The 15,822-nt window shown below is 66.3% G+C and carries 14 protein-coding genes; 6 read left to right on the top strand and 8 right to left on the bottom strand.

Annotated elements, in window-relative coordinates:
- The first annotated feature begins 152 nt into the window (after nucleotides 1-152).
- Both HL671_RS02360 and HL671_RS02355 read left to right on the top strand, forming a co-directional pair.
- Nucleotides 153-359: a DUF4170 domain-containing protein gene (locus tag HL671_RS02360; RefSeq protein WP_006612464.1), complete on the top strand. Its 207-nt coding sequence runs from the start codon at nucleotides 153-155 to the stop codon at nucleotides 357-359.
- A 225-nt stretch (nucleotides 360-584) separates the two neighbouring features.
- Entirely contained in the window at nucleotides 585-1,139 is a 555-nt protein-coding gene (locus HL671_RS02355; RefSeq protein ID WP_041750529.1) for a hypothetical protein, read from the top strand.
- 7 nt (nucleotides 1,140-1,146) lie between these two features.
- Here HL671_RS02355 and HL671_RS02350 read toward each other — a convergent pair whose 3' ends face one another.
- A complete protein-coding gene (locus HL671_RS02350) occupies nucleotides 1,147-2,037 on the bottom strand; it encodes a metallophosphoesterase family protein (RefSeq protein ID WP_041751364.1) in 891 nt (296 codons plus the stop codon).
- Between the two features lie 127 nt (nucleotides 2,038-2,164).
- Here HL671_RS02350 and HL671_RS02345 point away from each other — a divergent pair, with 127 nt between their 5' ends.
- The 3 genes from HL671_RS02345 (at nucleotide 2,165) to HL671_RS02335 (ending at nucleotide 4,958) form a co-directional block, all read left to right on the top strand.
- Nucleotides 2,165-2,686 (top strand): NUDIX domain-containing protein, encoded by a 522-nt coding sequence (locus HL671_RS02345; protein WP_172235485.1) that lies wholly within the window; start codon nucleotides 2,165-2,167, stop codon nucleotides 2,684-2,686.
- 48 nt (nucleotides 2,687-2,734) lie between these two features.
- On the top strand, nucleotides 2,735-3,676 hold the full coding sequence (locus HL671_RS02340; RefSeq protein ID WP_012042465.1) for a glycosyltransferase family 2 protein: 942 nt from the start codon (nucleotides 2,735-2,737) through the stop codon (nucleotides 3,674-3,676).
- A 109-nt stretch (nucleotides 3,677-3,785) separates the two neighbouring features.
- Nucleotides 3,786-4,958: a M20 aminoacylase family protein gene (locus HL671_RS02335; RefSeq protein ID WP_172235484.1), complete on the top strand. Its 1,173-nt coding sequence runs from the start codon at nucleotides 3,786-3,788 to the stop codon at nucleotides 4,956-4,958.
- A gap of 13 nt (nucleotides 4,959-4,971) precedes the next feature.
- On the opposite strand, the gene qhpR is transcribed toward HL671_RS02335, so the two are convergent.
- The 4 genes from qhpR to HL671_RS02315 all read right to left on the bottom strand — a co-directional run bounded on the left by qhpR (nucleotide 4,972) and on the right by HL671_RS02315 (nucleotide 9,760).
- Nucleotides 4,972-6,033 carry an AraC-like transcriptional regulator QhpR gene (gene qhpR, locus HL671_RS02330; protein WP_041750531.1) on the bottom strand — a complete coding sequence of 354 codons (1,062 nt, stop codon included), beginning with the start codon at nucleotides 6,031-6,033 and terminating at the stop codon, nucleotides 4,972-4,974.
- Between the two features lie 148 nt (nucleotides 6,034-6,181).
- Complete coding sequence (eat, locus tag HL671_RS02325) at nucleotides 6,182-7,588, bottom strand: ethanolamine permease (protein ID WP_041750532.1); 1,407 nt, start codon at nucleotides 7,586-7,588, stop codon at nucleotides 6,182-6,184.
- Nucleotides 7,581-8,363, bottom strand: coding sequence for an ethanolamine ammonia-lyase subunit EutC (gene eutC / locus HL671_RS02320; protein ID WP_049795341.1), 783 nt, complete (start codon nucleotides 8,361-8,363; stop codon nucleotides 7,581-7,583). The genes eat and eutC overlap by 8 nt, the downstream gene beginning before the upstream one ends.
- Nucleotides 8,360-9,760 (bottom strand): ethanolamine ammonia-lyase subunit EutB, encoded by a 1,401-nt coding sequence (locus HL671_RS02315; protein WP_172235483.1) that lies wholly within the window; start codon nucleotides 9,758-9,760, stop codon nucleotides 8,360-8,362. Before HL671_RS02315 ends, eutC begins: the two co-directional genes overlap by 4 nt.
- A gap of 243 nt (nucleotides 9,761-10,003) precedes the next feature.
- Here HL671_RS02315 and HL671_RS02310 point away from each other — a divergent pair, with 243 nt between their 5' ends.
- Nucleotides 10,004-10,516, top strand: coding sequence for a GNAT family N-acetyltransferase (locus HL671_RS02310; protein ID WP_012042471.1), 513 nt, complete (start codon nucleotides 10,004-10,006; stop codon nucleotides 10,514-10,516).
- A 133-nt stretch (nucleotides 10,517-10,649) separates the two neighbouring features.
- Here HL671_RS02310 and HL671_RS02305 read toward each other — a convergent pair whose 3' ends face one another.
- The 3 genes from HL671_RS02305 to HL671_RS02295 all read right to left on the bottom strand — a co-directional run bounded on the left by HL671_RS02305 (nucleotide 10,650) and on the right by HL671_RS02295 (nucleotide 15,762).
- The gene (locus HL671_RS02305; protein WP_172235482.1) at nucleotides 10,650-12,974 is read right to left on the bottom strand and encodes a TonB-dependent receptor; all 2,325 of its coding nucleotides are present in this window, start codon (nucleotides 12,972-12,974) and stop codon (nucleotides 10,650-10,652) included.
- Nucleotides 12,975-13,131: 157 nt separating this feature from the next.
- A complete protein-coding gene (locus tag HL671_RS02300; RefSeq protein ID WP_012042473.1) occupies nucleotides 13,132-13,500 on the bottom strand; it encodes a DUF2946 family protein in 369 nt (122 codons plus the stop codon).
- A 198-nt stretch (nucleotides 13,501-13,698) separates the two neighbouring features.
- Nucleotides 13,699-15,762, bottom strand: coding sequence for a hypothetical protein (locus HL671_RS02295; RefSeq protein ID WP_172235481.1), 2,064 nt, complete (start codon nucleotides 15,760-15,762; stop codon nucleotides 13,699-13,701).
- Nucleotides 15,763-15,822: the final 60 nt, after the last annotated feature.

Here is a 15,822-nt window from a genome sequence, read left to right as displayed (position 1 = left end):
ATTTACAAAATTACATTTGTGACAAGTGATGATGTTACATGACATCACCATTCAAAAACAAGGGGACTAGCGGTAAGCGTCGGTTTCGCGTTTATCTCCTGTCACGCAATTCGCAATGCACTGTCAAAGTTGTGACGTTGAAGGAGGGTCTCATGACCAGCAATTTCTGGGTGATCGGCGGCGAGTTCGGCTCGATGAATTTCCACAAGCTGGTGGAAGGCTCGGCCCAGGTGAAGGGTCCGTTCAAGTCGCGCAAGGAAGCCGAGGACTGCTGGCGCGAGGTCTCCGAGGAGAACCGGCACAAGGCTGGCGTGCGGTTCTCGATCGTCGAGGAGCCGCAGCGCGCCCCGGCGGCGTGACCCGACGCGAGGCATTGCCGGGTATTTGAATAAGCTCGAGGAAGAGCCCAAGGACGGGGCGGTCTCAGCCGGGTCACCGGAGGAGGCCGCCCACGTCCGTTCTGGTTACGATGCTGTGCTTATAACCCATTGAAGATCAAAGGGGATTGCAGAATACTGGGTTACTGCTAGGTTAACCGGGTGGGAACCTGGCAGAACCAGGGCCAAACTGTGAAAGCGTCAGCGATGTCCGAGGCCCCCGACAGCAGCACCGAACCGCGTCCCGTGCGCCTGCGCGAGGCGCTGCGACAAGCCCGGATCGAGGCCGCAGACCGCACCGGGGTGGTGGTCGATCTGCGCGATGCCGAGGTGGCGCGGCTGGAGATTCTCAACGACGCGCTCGATCCGCTGTTCAATGAGATCCCGGGCCAGATCGATTTGTTCGATCGCGGCATCAGCCAGGGCGAGACGCCGCGCTTGTGGATCGACATTGTCGCCCATGTCGTGATGGGCCGCGACAAGCGGCAATATCGCTTCGTGCAGGACACCCGCAACGGCCGCATCGTGCTCGCCGAATCGCACGAGGCCGGCGCCATCGTGAAGGCTGTGACCGATTATGTTGCGCGCCGCATGGTCGAGCGCGAGCGCGCCTTCAGCCCGGCGCGCGCGCAGGCCCCGATCGCCGCGGAGAAGCCGCGCCAAGGCAGCAGGGTTTGGACGTTTGCGCTCGGCTTTGTGCTCGGCGCGCTGTCGCTGTTCGGCGTCGCGCTTTATGAGAGCCTGAAACCGATCTCTTTCTGAACCCGCGTCAGAGCAGCCGAACCTGCCGAATCTCGCGCACCCGCAACGCATCGTTGACGCTGCGGACCGTCATGTCGCAGCGCCAGTGATTGCCGGCGCGGGAGATGGCGAAGATGTTGTAGGCGGCCGCCGGATAATGGCCGTGTGCAATGGAGGAGGCCGAGGGCACACCGACGGTCGGAATCTTGCGCTCGGGGCCGTCGATCCAGATCGTCGAATGCACGTGATCGTGGCCGTGCAGGATCAGCTCGACGCCGTGGCGTGCGAGCAGGGCGATGAGATCCTTGGCGTCGGTCAGCCGCTTCATGCGATTGGCGGAGCGCAACGGATGATGCACCAGCAGCACCCGGAACAGCTGCTCATGGGCGATCGACTGCAGCAGTTGCTCCAAAGCGGCAAGCTGCGCGCTGCCGAGCCGGCCGGTCGCCATGAACGGACCGGAAGGCACGGCCGATGACAGGCTGATCAGCGCCAGCGGCCCGCGCCGGCGCAGCGAGGGAAAAGTCGCCGGTCCCTCCTGCGGGGCATCGCCGCCGAAATAGGCGGCAAAACTCTCGGCGAAACGCAGCCGGGTCGAGCGCACATAGGCGTCGTGGTTGCCGGGAATGGCCGTGACCTTGTCCGGTGGCCCGACCGTCTTGAGCCAGGCCTGGGCGAGCGGGAATTCCGACTCCAGGGCGAAATTGACCAGATCGCCGGTGACGGCAATCTGGTCCGGCATCTGCGTGTGCAGGTCCGACACCAGCAGATCGAGAATATCGCGCCGGTGATATTTGTAGCGGTTGCGGGTCCAGTTCAGATAGCCGAGCGCGCGCTTGCCGGCGAGCTCCGCCAGCCGCGGCCGCGGCAGCGGTGCGAGATGCGGGTCGGACAGATGCGCGAGCGTGAACGCGGCCATCACCGGCCTCGGCGCCGAATGCGGATGCGAGCGCGCCAAATCGTCATGTCGTGCTATCCCTCATGCTGCCGGCTCTCATGGCAAGCCCCGCGGGGAAGCGCAAGGACAACCAGGACTTCGAATTCTGATGACAACACATCTCAGCCGCTTGCGGATCCGGTTCGAGCCGCTGCTCCGGCGCGGCTTTCATCTGTATTGGCGGTTCGCGCGCGGCATGACCCTGGGTGTGCGCGGCGTCGTGCTGGATGCCGACAATCGGGTGTTCCTGGTCAGGCATGGCTATGTCGCCGGCTGGCACCTGCCGGGCGGGGGTGTCGAGGTCGGCGAGACCTTCCTGGAGGCGCTGACGCGGGAATTGTTCGAGGAGGGACGGATCCAGCTCTCGGCTGAGCCGGAGCTGCACGGCGTTTTCCTCAACAGCCACGTCTCGCCACGGGACCACGTCGCCGTATTCGTTATCAAAAGGTTCACGCAGGACCGGCCGCCGACGCCGAACAGCGAGATCGTCGAGACCGGCTTCTTCGCCCGCGATGCGCTGCCCGAGGGAACCACTTTGGGGACGCTGTCCCGCCTGCGCGAGGTGCTAGACGGCGTTAAGGTCATTCCCACCTGGCGGCCGGAACAGCCCGCTCAGGCCGGCTCATTATGAAATTCTGCACCGAATGCGGGCAGTCTCCCCGGCGTGGGAGAGGGGTCTATGAGTTCACCATCGATGCGGATCGCAGTGCTGGTGCCCTGCTACAATGAGGAGGCGGCCGTCGCCGCCGTGGTCAGGGACTTCAAGCAGGCGCTGCCGACGGCGACCGTCTACGTCTATGACAACAATTCGAAGGATCGCACCATCGAGGTCGCGCGCGCGGCCGGCGCCGAGGTGCGCAGCGAGCGGCGGCAGGGCAAAGGCCATGTGGTCCGGCGAATGTTTGCCGATGTCGATGCCGACATCTACGTGCTGGTCGATGGCGACGCCACCTATGATGCGCCGAGCGCGCCACGCATGATCGAGCGGCTCGTGGCCGAGCATCTCGACATGGTCGTGGGACTGCGGATCGACCAGGAGCAGGCGGCCTATCGCATGGGCCATCGCACCGGCAATTGGATGCTGACGCGCTTTCTCGCCGAAGTGTTCGGTCAGGCCTTCAAGGACATCCTGTCCGGCTACCGCGTGTTCTCGCGGCGCTTTGTGAAATCATTTCCCGTTCTCTCCGACGGTTTCGAGATCGAGACCGAACTCAGCGTTCATGCGCTGGAACTGGCGCTCCCGGTGGCCGAAATCGCAACGCCGTATTATGCGCGGCCAGAAGGTTCGGTCTCCAAGCTCAACACCTGGCGCGACGGCTTCCGCATCCTCGGTACGATCCTGAAGCTCTATCGCTCGGAGAAGCCGCTGCGCTTCTTCACGGCGATCGGCATCTTCTTCGCGCTGGTCTCGATCGGCTTCGCGATCCCGGTCTTCGTTACCTTCATCGAGACCGGGCTGGTGCCGCGGCTGCCCACGGCCGTGCTGTCGATGGGCCTGATGATCATGGCGCTGCTGTCGGCCTCGTCGGGCCTGGTGCTGGATACCGTCACCCGCGGCCGTCGCGAGATGAAGCTGCTGGCCTATCTGTCGCATGCACCGCTCGGGCGGCCATCCGCCTGAGGCCGGCTCATCACATCCCATCACGCCGCATGGCGGACGCTTGTATCCGCCCGCCAGTGCCGTCATGGTTCGGGTTCGCTCCACGTCCTGCAAAGAGATCCCTGCTTCCATGCCCATCCTCAACAGCATCGCCGCTCTCGCCGACGATATGGCCGCCTGGCGCCACGATTTTCACGAGCATCCGGAGTTGATGTATGAGGTGCATCGCACCGCCGGCATCGTCGCCGAGCGGCTGCGGGAATTCGGGTGCGACGAGGTCGTCACCGGCATCGGGCGGACCGGCGTGGTCGGTGTGATCCGTGGCCGCAAGACGGGGTCGGGCCGCATCATCGGCCTGCGCGCCGACATGGACGCGCTGCCGATCGAGGAGGCTTCGGGCGTGCCCTATGCCTCGAAGACACCGGGGCTGATGCATGCCTGCGGCCATGACGGCCACACCGCGATGCTGCTCGGGGCCGCCAAGCATCTCGCCGAGACCCGCAATTTCGACGGCACGGCGATCGTGATCTTCCAGCCGGCCGAGGAGGGCGGTGCCGGCGGCAAGGCGATGGTCGATGATGGCCTGATGACCCGCTGGGGCATCCAGGAGGTCTACGGCCTGCACAATGCGCCAGGCGTGCCCGAGGGAGTCTTTGCGCTGCGGCCGGGCCCGATGCTGGCCGCGTCCGACGAACTCGAGATCACCGTTCATGGCAAGGGCGGCCATGCCGGCGCCGGCGTCCACAAGGCGGTCGACAGCGTGCTGATCGCCGCGCACATCATCACGGCACTGCAGTCGATCGTGTCGCGCAACATCGATCCGATCAAGTCGGCGGTCATCTCGATCTGCATGGTCGAGGCCGGCAAGGCCATGAACGTCATTCCCGAAACCGTCGAGCTGAAGGGCACCGTGCGCACGCTCGATCCCGAGGTGCAGGACCTGGTCGAACGGCGCATCGCCGAGGTCGCCGACGGCATCGCGCGCACCTATGGCGGCACGGCCACGACGAAATACACCCGGCTCTATCCGATCACGATGAATCATGCGCGCGAGACCGTGATCGCCGCCGACGTCGCGCGCGACGTGGTCGGGGCGGAGCGCGTCGTCGATCAGGCGCCGCCGCTGATGGGCGCCGAGGACTTCGCTTTCATGCTGCAGGCCCGCCCCGGCGCGTTCGTGTTCCTCGGCATGGGCGACGGCAAGGACTGTCACCATCCGGCCTATCGCTTCAACGACAACATTCTCGGCCACGGCGCGTCCTATTGGGTGCGGCTGGTCGAGAAGACAATGCCGGCGGAGTGACGCTGGCGTGGCGTCAGTTGCGGGCCATCGCCTGCAAGGAGAGCTGACGCCATCGCCGCGGGCTGCAGCCGGTCCAGCGGGCGAACGCGCGGGAGAAGGCTGAAGCTTCGGAATAGCCGAGCAGGAAGGCGATGTCGCCCAGCGGCAAATGGGCCTGGCGCAGATAATGGCGGGCGAGATCGAGGCGCGTAGCCTCGATCAGATCGGAGAAGGTGGCGCCGAATTCAGCAAGGCGGCGCTGCAAGGTCCAGGGCGTGGTCGACAGCGCCTCGGCGACCTCCTCCAGATGAAGCGCGCCCGCGGACAGCCGCCGCCTGATCTCGCCGCGAACCAGGTCGAGAAATGCCGGCGTGCCGCACGAGCCGGCAACGCCGGCGAGATCGGTGGTCAGCCGCTGCAGGCGCGACAGATCGGCCTGCGGCATCGCGCGGTCCAGGCCGCGATCGCGAAACACCAGCGCGTTGGTCCCCTGCGACCAGCCGACATCGGCATCGAACGCCGCTTCATGGTCGCGCCAGGACGCGGGCCGGGCATGCTCGAACAGCACCATCTCGGGCGCCCAGCCCGACGGCAGGCAGGTGCGGAAGACATTCGCGAACATGCCCATGGTCAGCTCGGCATCCTGCCGGCGATCGACGATCGAGCCGTCGAGAATGCGATATTCGAGCCGGAGCAAGCCGTCACGTCGGGTGAGCCGGGTCTCGGTCGCCTGCTGATGCCAGGGAAACCACAGCGCGAGGTGCTCGATGGCCGAGCCGAGCGTCGGGGCCGCAAGCGCGATCTCGCCGATCAGACCGAGCATCTGCGGCTGGTAGCGCTGGCCGAACCACAGTCCGAAATTGTCGTTGCCGGTCTCCTGCGCGGCGTCCTCCATCATCGCGACATAGTCTGCGAGGTCGAGCGCGCGGCGGGTCTGGCCAAGGCATTCCGCATCGATGCCGATCCGCTCGAACACCGCTTCGGGGCGACCTCCCGTGCGGGCGATGAAGTCAGCCACGCCGGTCGCGGCGGCGGCCAGAATGTTCCGGCTCCGATCCCGCGGAGGCTGGCTGTCGGCTGCAAGATGCTGTGCCATGAGATCCTCGCCTTTGAGGAAATGCGCCGTCGATTCACACCTCGTAGTTATGCAAGTCACGTGCCTGTCGAAGCGGGCTCTCGATGGGACCTCCGCGCACGGACATGGCGCGGAGGGCTGTTGGCGAAGATCTCACGCGGCGGCCGGATCAATCGGCCATGGCGCGGGCCTCGTTCAGGGCGATGTCGAGCAGATTGTCATTCGCCGCATTGGTGCGCTTGCCTGCCGTCAGACGATAGAGCAGCAGGCCGGCGGCGAACAGCACCACGAAGGCCGCAAACACCTGCAGGTTGAACCAGACCATCGTGAGCAGCGAGAGCGTCGCGCACACCAGGGCCACGGCCGGGAGCACCGGATAGAGCGGCGCCTTGAACGGCCGGACCAAATTGGGCTCGGTCGCGCGCAGGCGGAACAGGGCGGCCATGCTCATGATGTACATCACCAGGGCGCCGAACACGCTCATGGTGACGATGTTCGCCGTCAGCGTCTGCCCGGCGAATTGGATCAGCTCGTCGGAAAAGATCGCGGCGATGCCGACCACGCCGCCGGCGAGGATCGCCCAATGCGGCGTGCGGCAGGTCGGATGCAGCGCGGCGAGCTTTGCTGGCAGGAAGCCGGCGCGCGACAGCGCGAAGATCTGGCGCGAATAGCCCATGATGATGCCGTGAAACGAGGCAATCAGGCCGAACAGGCCGATCCACACCAGCATGTGCAGCCAGCCCGAATTCTCGCCGACGACGATCTTCATGGCCTGCGGCAGGGGATCGTTGATGTTGGCGAGCTTCGACCAGTCGCCGACGCCGCCGGCCATGATCATGGTGCCGAAGGCGAGCACGACGAGGGTCAGGATGCCGGCGATATAGGCGAGCGGAACGGTCTTGGTCGGATTCTTCGTCTCCTCGGCAGCCATGGCCGCGCCTTCGATCGCCAGGAAGAACCAGATCGCGAAGGGAATGGCCGCGATGATGCCGCCGATGCTCGTCAGCGAGAACGTGCTTTCACCGGCCCAGCCATTGGCGGCGAAATTGGCGAAGGAGAAGCCGGGCGACACCACGCCCATGAACACCAGGAGTTCGGCGATCGCCAGGATCGTGACGAACAATTCGAACGTCGCGGCGATCGAGACGCCGGCGATGTTGAGCGCCATGAACACCACATAGGCGCCGAGCGCGGCGGCTTTCGGCGACAGCGCCGGAAACTGGACGTTGAGATAGGCACCGATCGCGAGCGCAATCGCGGGCGGGGCGAACACGAACTCGATCAAGGTCGCAAAGCCCGCGACGAAGCCGCCGAGCGGGCCGAAGGCGCGATAGGAATAGGCGAACGGGCCGCCGGCATGCGGGATCGCCGTGGTCAGCTCGGTGAAGGAGAAGATGAAGGTCGTGTACATCACCGCGATGAAGATCGTGGTGACCAGGAAGCCGAGCGTGCCCGCCTTGTCCCAGCCATAGCTCCAGCCGAAATATTCGCCGGAGATCACCAGCCCGACCGCGATGCCCCAGAGATGGAGGCCGGTCAGGCTCTTCGAAAGCGTCGGTTTGGTCTCGTCACTCATGTCCACGCGCTCCTGTCGGTTTGTGATGGGTGATCTCTGCTGTCGAGTGTGTGGTCTCGATCGCGCCGTCCGGCGCCGCTTCCTTGAGGCCGATGCCGGTGACGCCGATCCGCAGCGCTTCGCGCACCAGCCAGGCCAGCTTCTCGCCGGCCCGCTCCGCCGACAGGCCGTGGTCATGAATGTTCGAGATGCAGTTGCGCGCGCTGTCGCGCAGGCCGGGCGCCGGATGGAGTGTGAGGTAGACGCCGAGCGAGTCGGCCGCCGACAGCCCCGGGCGCTCGCCGATGAGAACGGCCACGAGCCGGGCGCGCATCGCCGCGCCGACATCGTCGCCCAGCGCGACGCGCGCCTGCGAGGCCAGCACGACCGGACCAATGGCAAGGCCCGGGAGTCGCGCCTCGGTCGCGATCACCACGTCAGCTGCGTGGCGTTCGACCGCATCGGCGGAGAGCCCGTCGGCGATGACGAAGACGAGATCGAACGGACCTGACGGCAGCTGTGAGGCTGCGCCTGCGGCGAGGCGGCGTCCGAGGTCGGGCCGGCGCAGGTAGCTGGCGCGGTCCGGCGCCGCGCTGGCCACCTTGATCACCTCGCGCGGCGCCAGCGCGTCGGCGATGCTGTCGAAATTGACCTTGCCCCACACGGCGTCGCGCGCGAGCGCATGCGCCATCTGGAATTCCAGTCTGGCCTGCGTCGGCAGCCCGTCTCCGCAGCGTCCGAGCGCGACGCGGGCGCGCGTCATCCGGCGCAACATGTCGAACGCATCGTCCCTCATGCCCGCGCTCCGCGTCCGATCAGCCGGGTGACGGCGGGCGCGCTGCCCGGCAGCGGCGGCACGCGGCCGTGTTCGTCGAGCAGGCCCATGCGCGCCAGCCAGGCCTCGAACTCGGGTGCCGGGCGGCGATTGAGCAGATGCCGCAACCGCATCACGTCGTGATGCGACAGGCTTTGATAGTTGAGCATGATGTCGTCGGCGCCGGGGACCGCGATCAGGAAATTGACATTGGCCGCCGCGAGCAGCAGCGCCAGATCGTCCATGTCGTCCTGATCGGCCTCGGCATGGTTGGTGTAGCAGACGTCGCAGCCCATCGGCACGCCGAGCAGCTTGGCGCAGAAATGATCCTCCAGCCCGGCGCGGATGATTTCCTTTGCGTCGTACAGATATTCCGGACCGATGAAGCCGACGACGGTATTGACCAGCAGCGGCGAGAAGGCGCGCGCGACCGCGTAGGCGCGGGCCTCGACGGTCTGCTGATCGAGGCCGTGATGGGCGTCGGCCGAGAGCGCCGCGCCCTGGCCGGTCTCGAAATACATGACGTTGCTGCCGATGGTGCCGCGCTTGAGCGACTGCGCGGCGTCCTGCGCCTCCGCCAGCAATGCGAGCGTCACGCCGAACCCGGCATTGGCGGCCTCGGTGCCGGCAATCGATTGAAAGACGAGATCCAGGGGCGCGCCTTGCTCGATCGCCTGGATCGAGGTCGTGACGTGGCTGAGCACGCAGGATTGCGTCGGCACCTCGAATTTGCACCTGATGTCGTCGAGCATCGACAGCAGGCGAATGCAGGCTTCGACATTGTCCGTCGCTGGATTGATGCCGATCACGGCATCGCCCATGCCGAACAGCAGACCGTCGAGGGTGCCGGCCGCGATCGCCTGGGGATCGTCGGTCGGATCGTTGGGCTGCAGCCGTGACGACAGCCGGCCGGGCAGGCCGATGGTGGAACGAAACGCGGTCACCACCCGGCACTTCGCCGCGATGGCGATCAGATCGCCATTGCCGCACAGCTTGGAGACGGCCGCGACCATCTCCGGGGTGAGGCCGGGCGCGAGCGTGGCAAGCCGGTCGGCATCCGCCTCCCAGGACAGCAGCCACTCGCGAAACTGCCCAACGGTCAGCGCGGCGACCGGCGCGAATGCCGCGGCATCGTGGCTGTCGAGGATGAGGCGCGTGACCTCGTCGGTCTCGTAGGGAATCAGCGGCTCGTCGAGGAAACGTCGCAACGGCACATCGGCCAGCGCCATCCGTGCCGCCACCCGCCGCGCGGCGCTGTCGGCCGCGACGCCCGCCAGTTCATCGCCGGAGCGGCGGGGCGAGGCGCAGGCCAGCAGCGTCTTGAGATCATCGAAAACATGAGTTTCGCCGCGATGGCGCGACCGGAATGCACCTGTCATCTTCGACCTGCCGCTGTGTCAGAGGGGTCCCAAGCGGCCGGGACGACGGCCGCAACGCTCATGACGGGGGCGAGGTTAGGCGATGGCGGCTCCGGAAACTTGACATCTCAGCACAATCTTCGGTCACACCGTCTGAATGCTCAGAAATTCAGCAGGTGATCTGGAGGACTGAGCGAATGCGGTGAAAGCGACGGCGCCACGCCATGGACCGCGCCGCGCCGGGATGCTATCTCGCCACCCCACATGAGTGACCTCTCCATCACGATCTCAGCCGAGAAGCCGGGCGATGCGCAGGCGATCGAGCGGCTGCATGAGCGCACCTTCGGCCCCGGCCGCTTCGTGCTGAGCGCCTATCGGTTGCGCGAGCACGTCGATCACCTGCTCGAATTGTCGTTCACCGCCCATATCGGCACCTTGCTGGTCGGCTCTGTGCGGCAGCTGCCGATCTGCGTCGGCGACACCAAGGCGCTGATGCTCGGGCCGCTGACGGTCGAGCCGCCGTTTCGCAAGCACGGCATCGGCCGCATGCTGATGGAGCGCTCGATCGCGGATGCGCGCGTGCAGGGCCACCGCCTGATCCTGCTGGTCGGCGATGCCGCCTATTATGCGCGGGTCGGCTTCAAGCCGGTGCCGAAGGGCCGCGCGACGATGCCCGGGCCTGTCGACTACAACCGGTTGCTGGTGAACGAGCTGGTCGAGGGCGCCTTCGAGGGTGTCGCGGGCGAGATCCGTCCTGATTGGGATTACGCGCGCTAAGATCTTTCCATCATTGCGAGCGAAGCAATCCAGGGCCCAGCGAGGACTCTGGATTGCTTCGTCGCTTCGCTCCTCGCAATGACGAAGGAGGGAGCGCAGGTTGGTCGGCTTCTGCGCTCCTCCGAGTTCGTGATCAGAACTTCAGATTGGCAAATATCCGCACCCCGATGCCGGGCAGCAGGACCTGATCCTTGGTGTAGGACACGGAGTTGCGGATCTTCTCGTTCAGCAGGTTGTTGCCGACCAGGCCGACCAGCATCTCGCGCGCGCCGAACATGTTCGGATCGAGCTTGGTCCGGTAGCTGACCTCGGCCTTCAGCAGGTTGTAGCCCGGAGTCGGCGTTTCCGCGATCGGGGCGATGTCGTTCTGGGCGAAGGCGTGCAACAGGTTGACGCGTGTCAGCCAGTTCGCGTCGCGCCAGAACAGGCCGCCGCCGATGCGCAGCGGCGGAATCCGCGGCACGTTGGTGCCGTCAGGGAATGTCGCCCGGACGACGTCGAACTGGTTCTCGATGCCCCAGATGCCGGTGCCGAGCGGAGCGACATCGAACTGGCTCTGGAACTCGGCGCCGCGGAACAGCGCGTTACGCTGCGAATAGACCGCCTGGTTGAGATTGGCACCCGCAGTGCCGCAGGAGTCGAAATCGTCGCTGCACATCACGCCGGTGAGACGGCGATAGATGAAGTTGCTGAACTGCGTGTAGTAGGCGGTCGCCTCGAAGCGGAACGGACCGGTAGCCTTGCGCAGGCCGACCTCGACGGTCTTGGCGGTCTCGATCGTCAGGTTCGGGTTGCCGATGTCGAAGGTCGCGGTCGCATCATGCCCGCCGCGCGAGAACAGTTCGGCCGCCTTCGGCGCACGCTCGACATATTGGGCCGTGATGCTCGCCACCAGATCGCCGGGCAGATCCTGCAACAGGCCGACGCTCGCGCTCTTCGGCGTGTAAGACGGGTTGCGGGCGATGTTGGCTTGCGGCGCGCCGTTCGGAAGAAAGTCCGCCGGGAAGTCGGGCGTGGAGCCGTTCAACGAGACGTGCTCGATGCGGCCGGCGACCTGCGCTTTGGTCGTGGGCGTGAAGGCGAGTTCATTGAAGACGTAGCCGGCAACGCGGTTGTTGGTGTTAGGCCCGAACAGGCCGTTGAAGACGGTGCCTGGATTGTCCGGGCTCGGCGCGTTGAGCTCCTGGTGACCCGCCTGTAGGCCATAGGCCGTCGTCAGCGTGGCGAAGCGCAGATTGACCGGCATCATCTGCATTTCGACGCGGATTTCCTGCTCGCGGTTGGTGAAGGTCTGGCGGATGCCGTCGGTCGCCGGGTTGGTCACATCGGCGAGTCCGATTTCATTGTGCCGGTAGTCGGTCGCACCGGCCCAGAAGCGGATCGCGTCGATCGCCGCCGAGTCCGGCCGGTACTCGCCCTTCGCGGTGATCTTGGTCTGATGCGCATCGATGCGCGTCCGGTTGTCGGATCCGTCGGTTCCCGGAATGTGGTAGAGCGCGTCGGTCTGCGTGATCGCCGCGCCGATGAAGCCGCCGCTGAAGAAATAGCTGCCGCCGATCGAGGCGCCGTCATTCTGCACCGCCGAATTGGGCTGCCGGCCGTTCACCGGACGGGTCTGGTCGAACAGATACGGATAGCCCGGAATGGAATAATCACCGGTCTTGCGGCCATAGGCGTCGGCGTGAAGGGCAAAATTGCCGCCGCCGGCATCGAGCAGCACGCCGCCTTCGACGCCGCGATCGACCGAGCTGAAGGAGGTGCGCGTCTCGGCCGTGACGCAGGGCGCACTTGCCGCCGCGGGCGCGGTCGCGGGCAGGCCATAGCTCTGGAACGGCGCGCTCGAGCACGTCGGCAGCGCCTGCGGGATGCGATTGTTGGTGGCGCTGACGACGCCGCCGATCGACGTCGAGCCATAGCGCAGCGCCGCAGGACCGCGGACCACCTCGATCTGATCGCTGGTGAGCGGATCGATCGGGACGAAATGGTCCTCGCCGAGATCCGAGGCGCCGCCGCCGCCGATGCCGTTCTCGACAATGCCCACGCGGTTGACATCGAGGCCGCGGATGATCGGCCTGCTCGAGGCGCCCGGTGCGAAGCTGGAGCCGGTGATGCCCGGCTTCGAGTTCAGCAGATCGCCGAGTGTGGCGGCACCGGAGCGGCGAAGCTCCTCGTTCGGCACCACCGTGACGGTGGCGAACTGATCGGTCACGACCGGCAGCACGCCTTGCTGGGGGGGCGGCGGCGCGGCCGGTGTTTCGCGCGCGGGCGCCGGCGCACGGGTGCCGCCGCGCGCCACGCGCGTGGTCGGATTGGGCCGCGGCACCACCGGCTTGCGCGCTCGGATCGGGCTCGGCGCGGTGACGTTGACTTCAGGCAGTTCGGCCGCCGGCTTTGGATCATCGGCACGCGCGGAGGCGCTGAAAAGGCACAAAATGGCTGCGGCGCTGCAGCCTGACATCAAAGCTCTGGGCAACATTTTCCATTCCTGATTCTGATCAGGCGTCCCACATCGTCGCTTGTGGGATGCGCCTGCCGCCGGCTTGCGCCGGCCCCATTCGTGCATGCTGTCGCTGCGCGCGTGCGCGCAGCGGTGGCGATGTTTCGCGTGGTTGAGATCAGGCGGTGGGAGGGGCGCGCGGCTGGAACGCCGTGCTGACCGCGACGGCGGCGAGCGGAGCAGTGATCGCGTCGGGCAGACGAAACGCGACGGGGGCGGGAAGGGCGAGAACCGGCGCCGGGGACAGCAGGATCGACTGCGCCATCGCCATGACGGCGCAGATGGCGCAGTTGTCTGCGGACGGCTGCTGATCGGGATCGGGACTTGCCGGCGAGCCGGTGCGAACGCTGGCGATATTGACCGCCGCGCCATCCTGAGCCTGCGCTGCGAGCCAATGAACATGACCGAAGGCGAGCGCGAACTGCAGCAGCAGCGCACACAGCGCCAGCCGCGATCCATGTTTGATGTTCGCGCGAAACCAGCTCATGGCCAGCATTGGCTCATGTCGATCGGCCACCCCGTTCAGCTGAGAGGCTCAGCCATTGTTACAAAGTAACATCGCAGGGGGGATCAGGAACTGTCAATCAGCCGACGACAAATGGCCACTGAATCGGCCCAGCTGTGCCCTCAGCGCCACGCTGACGCGTCCGGATGCGCATGAAGGGCCGCACCCGAACGATTGGTCTCAGCGTCCCTCGCGAACCCAGGTCGCGGCGAGCGCGCCGAGCAGCAGCAGGAGGCCGATCACGCCGGCGAACATCGGCAGCACGCCGACGCCCTTGACCACGCTGGCATCGCGGATCCGCACGCCCATCCAGCCATCGCCGCTGAACAGCGTCGACGAGCGGACCGGGACGATGCGCGGCATGTCGATGCCCGATCCATCGCCGATGCGGCGGGCATCGCCGCCGGTCGCCTGCGCCAGCGGCTTCAGGGTCTCGGTGGTGGAGGTGACCTCGGAGAACTCCTTGGGATTGGTCGGCCCGACATTGATCAGCGCCTTCAAGGTGCCGTCGGTGGCCTGCCACAGGCCGAGCTCGTTGGCGGGCAGGGTCGCGCGCCATTCGCCAGGATCGCCTTGGGCCAGGGTGAGCTCACGCGTCTGGCCCGACGGTGACGTCACGGTCACCGGCGGCACGGTGTCGCCCATGGTCTGGCGGATGACGGCGAGGTCCTTGCCCTGGACCTGCAGCCGCAGCGCCTCCTCGTCGAGGTCAGGCTGCTGCATCAGCCAATGCGACATGCGCCGCAGCAGATCGAGATGTGGACCGCCGCCTTCATAGCCGCGTGCCCACAGCCAGATGTGGTCGGACAACAGCAGTGCGACGCGGCCGGCGCCGAAGCGCGACAGTAGCAAGAGCGGCTTGCCGTCGGCGCCGGTCATGACCGGCGGGCTGACCGCGTTGCGGGTCTCGACGGTGCGGAAGAAGCGGCTCCAATGCGGCGGCTCGGAGGCCGAGCCTTCGAGCCCGCGCGTGACCGGGTGGCGTTTGCCGGCGTCGGAGAGATGCGCATAAAACGGCTTCTCGGTCACGCCGACCGGTTCGGCGGGCAGCACCGAGTCCAGCGGCGTGCGCCAGATGCTGGTGTTGGAGGCGTAGTCCGGCCCGGCCGACACCAGCACCGCGCCGCCATTCCTGACGTAGCGGGCGATATTGTCGAAATAGGCGATCGGCAGCACGCCCTGGCGGGCGTAGCGATCGAAGATGATCAGCTGGAATTCGTTGATCTTCTGCTGGAACAGCTCGCGGGTCGGAAACGCGATCAGCGACAGCTCGTTGATCGGCGTGCCGTCCTGCTTCTCCGGCGGCCGCAGGATGGTGAAGTGGACGAGGTCGATGCTGGCGTCCGACTTCAACAGGTTGCGCCAAGTGCGCTCGCCGGAATGCGGCTCGCCCGACACCAGCAGCACGCGTAGCTTGTCGCGCACGCCGTCGATCGACACGACAGCACGGTTGTTGACGAGCGTCAGCTCGTTGTCGAGCGGGGAGGCCTCGATCTCGACGATGTTCTGGCCTTCATGCTTGATGTCGACGTCGACATTGGCGGCCTGACCGCTGGTCAAGGTGCGCTCGCTGATGACCTCGCCGTCGCGGCGGATCACGACCTTGGCGCTGGCGCCACTGACGCCCTGATCGTCGAGCCGGAAGCTGATCGTCTGCGGCTGGCCGACGATGCCGAAGCGCGGTGCGGCGGTGATGGCGATGCGGCGGTCGCGCTCGGCCTTCTGTCCGGTGATCAGCGCTTGCAGTGGCGCCTGGAAGCCGAGGGCTGCGACATTGCCGGGAATGTCATGCACGCGGCCGTCGGTGATCAGGAAGGCGCCGGCGACGCGATCGACCGGCACGTCCGACAGCGCCGAGGTCAGCGCGCCGAACAGATGCGTGCCGTCGGTCTCGCCATCGGCCTGGCCGGCATCGACGACGCGGACCTCGAGGCCCTTGATCTTCTTCAGGCTGTCGACCAGCGCCTCCTGGGCCGCCTGCGTCTGCTTGTTGCGGTCGCCGAAATTCTGGCTCGGGCTCTTGTCGACGACGACGGCGGCCACCGAGCTCAATGGCTCGCGGTCCTCGCGCGTGAACTGCGGATTGGCGAGCGCCAGCGCGATCAGCGCGAGCGCAGTGACGCGGATCCAGGCCGAGCGCGAGCGGCCGAGCAACAGCAGCGCCGCGATGACCACGATCGCGCCGATCGCCAGCCACAGCACCAATGTCGGAACCAGAGGCGTGAACGCGATGCCGTAGTTCATGAGGCAAACTCGCTGGCTTCGTCATGGCCGGGCCCATCCCGGCCATCCACGTCGTGCTGA

The sequence above is a fragment of the Bradyrhizobium denitrificans genome, assembly GCF_013179005.1.
Taxonomy (GTDB): Bacteria; Pseudomonadota; Alphaproteobacteria; order Rhizobiales; family Xanthobacteraceae; genus Bradyrhizobium; species Bradyrhizobium denitrificans.
This window is presented reverse-complemented; position numbering and strand designations above follow the sequence as displayed.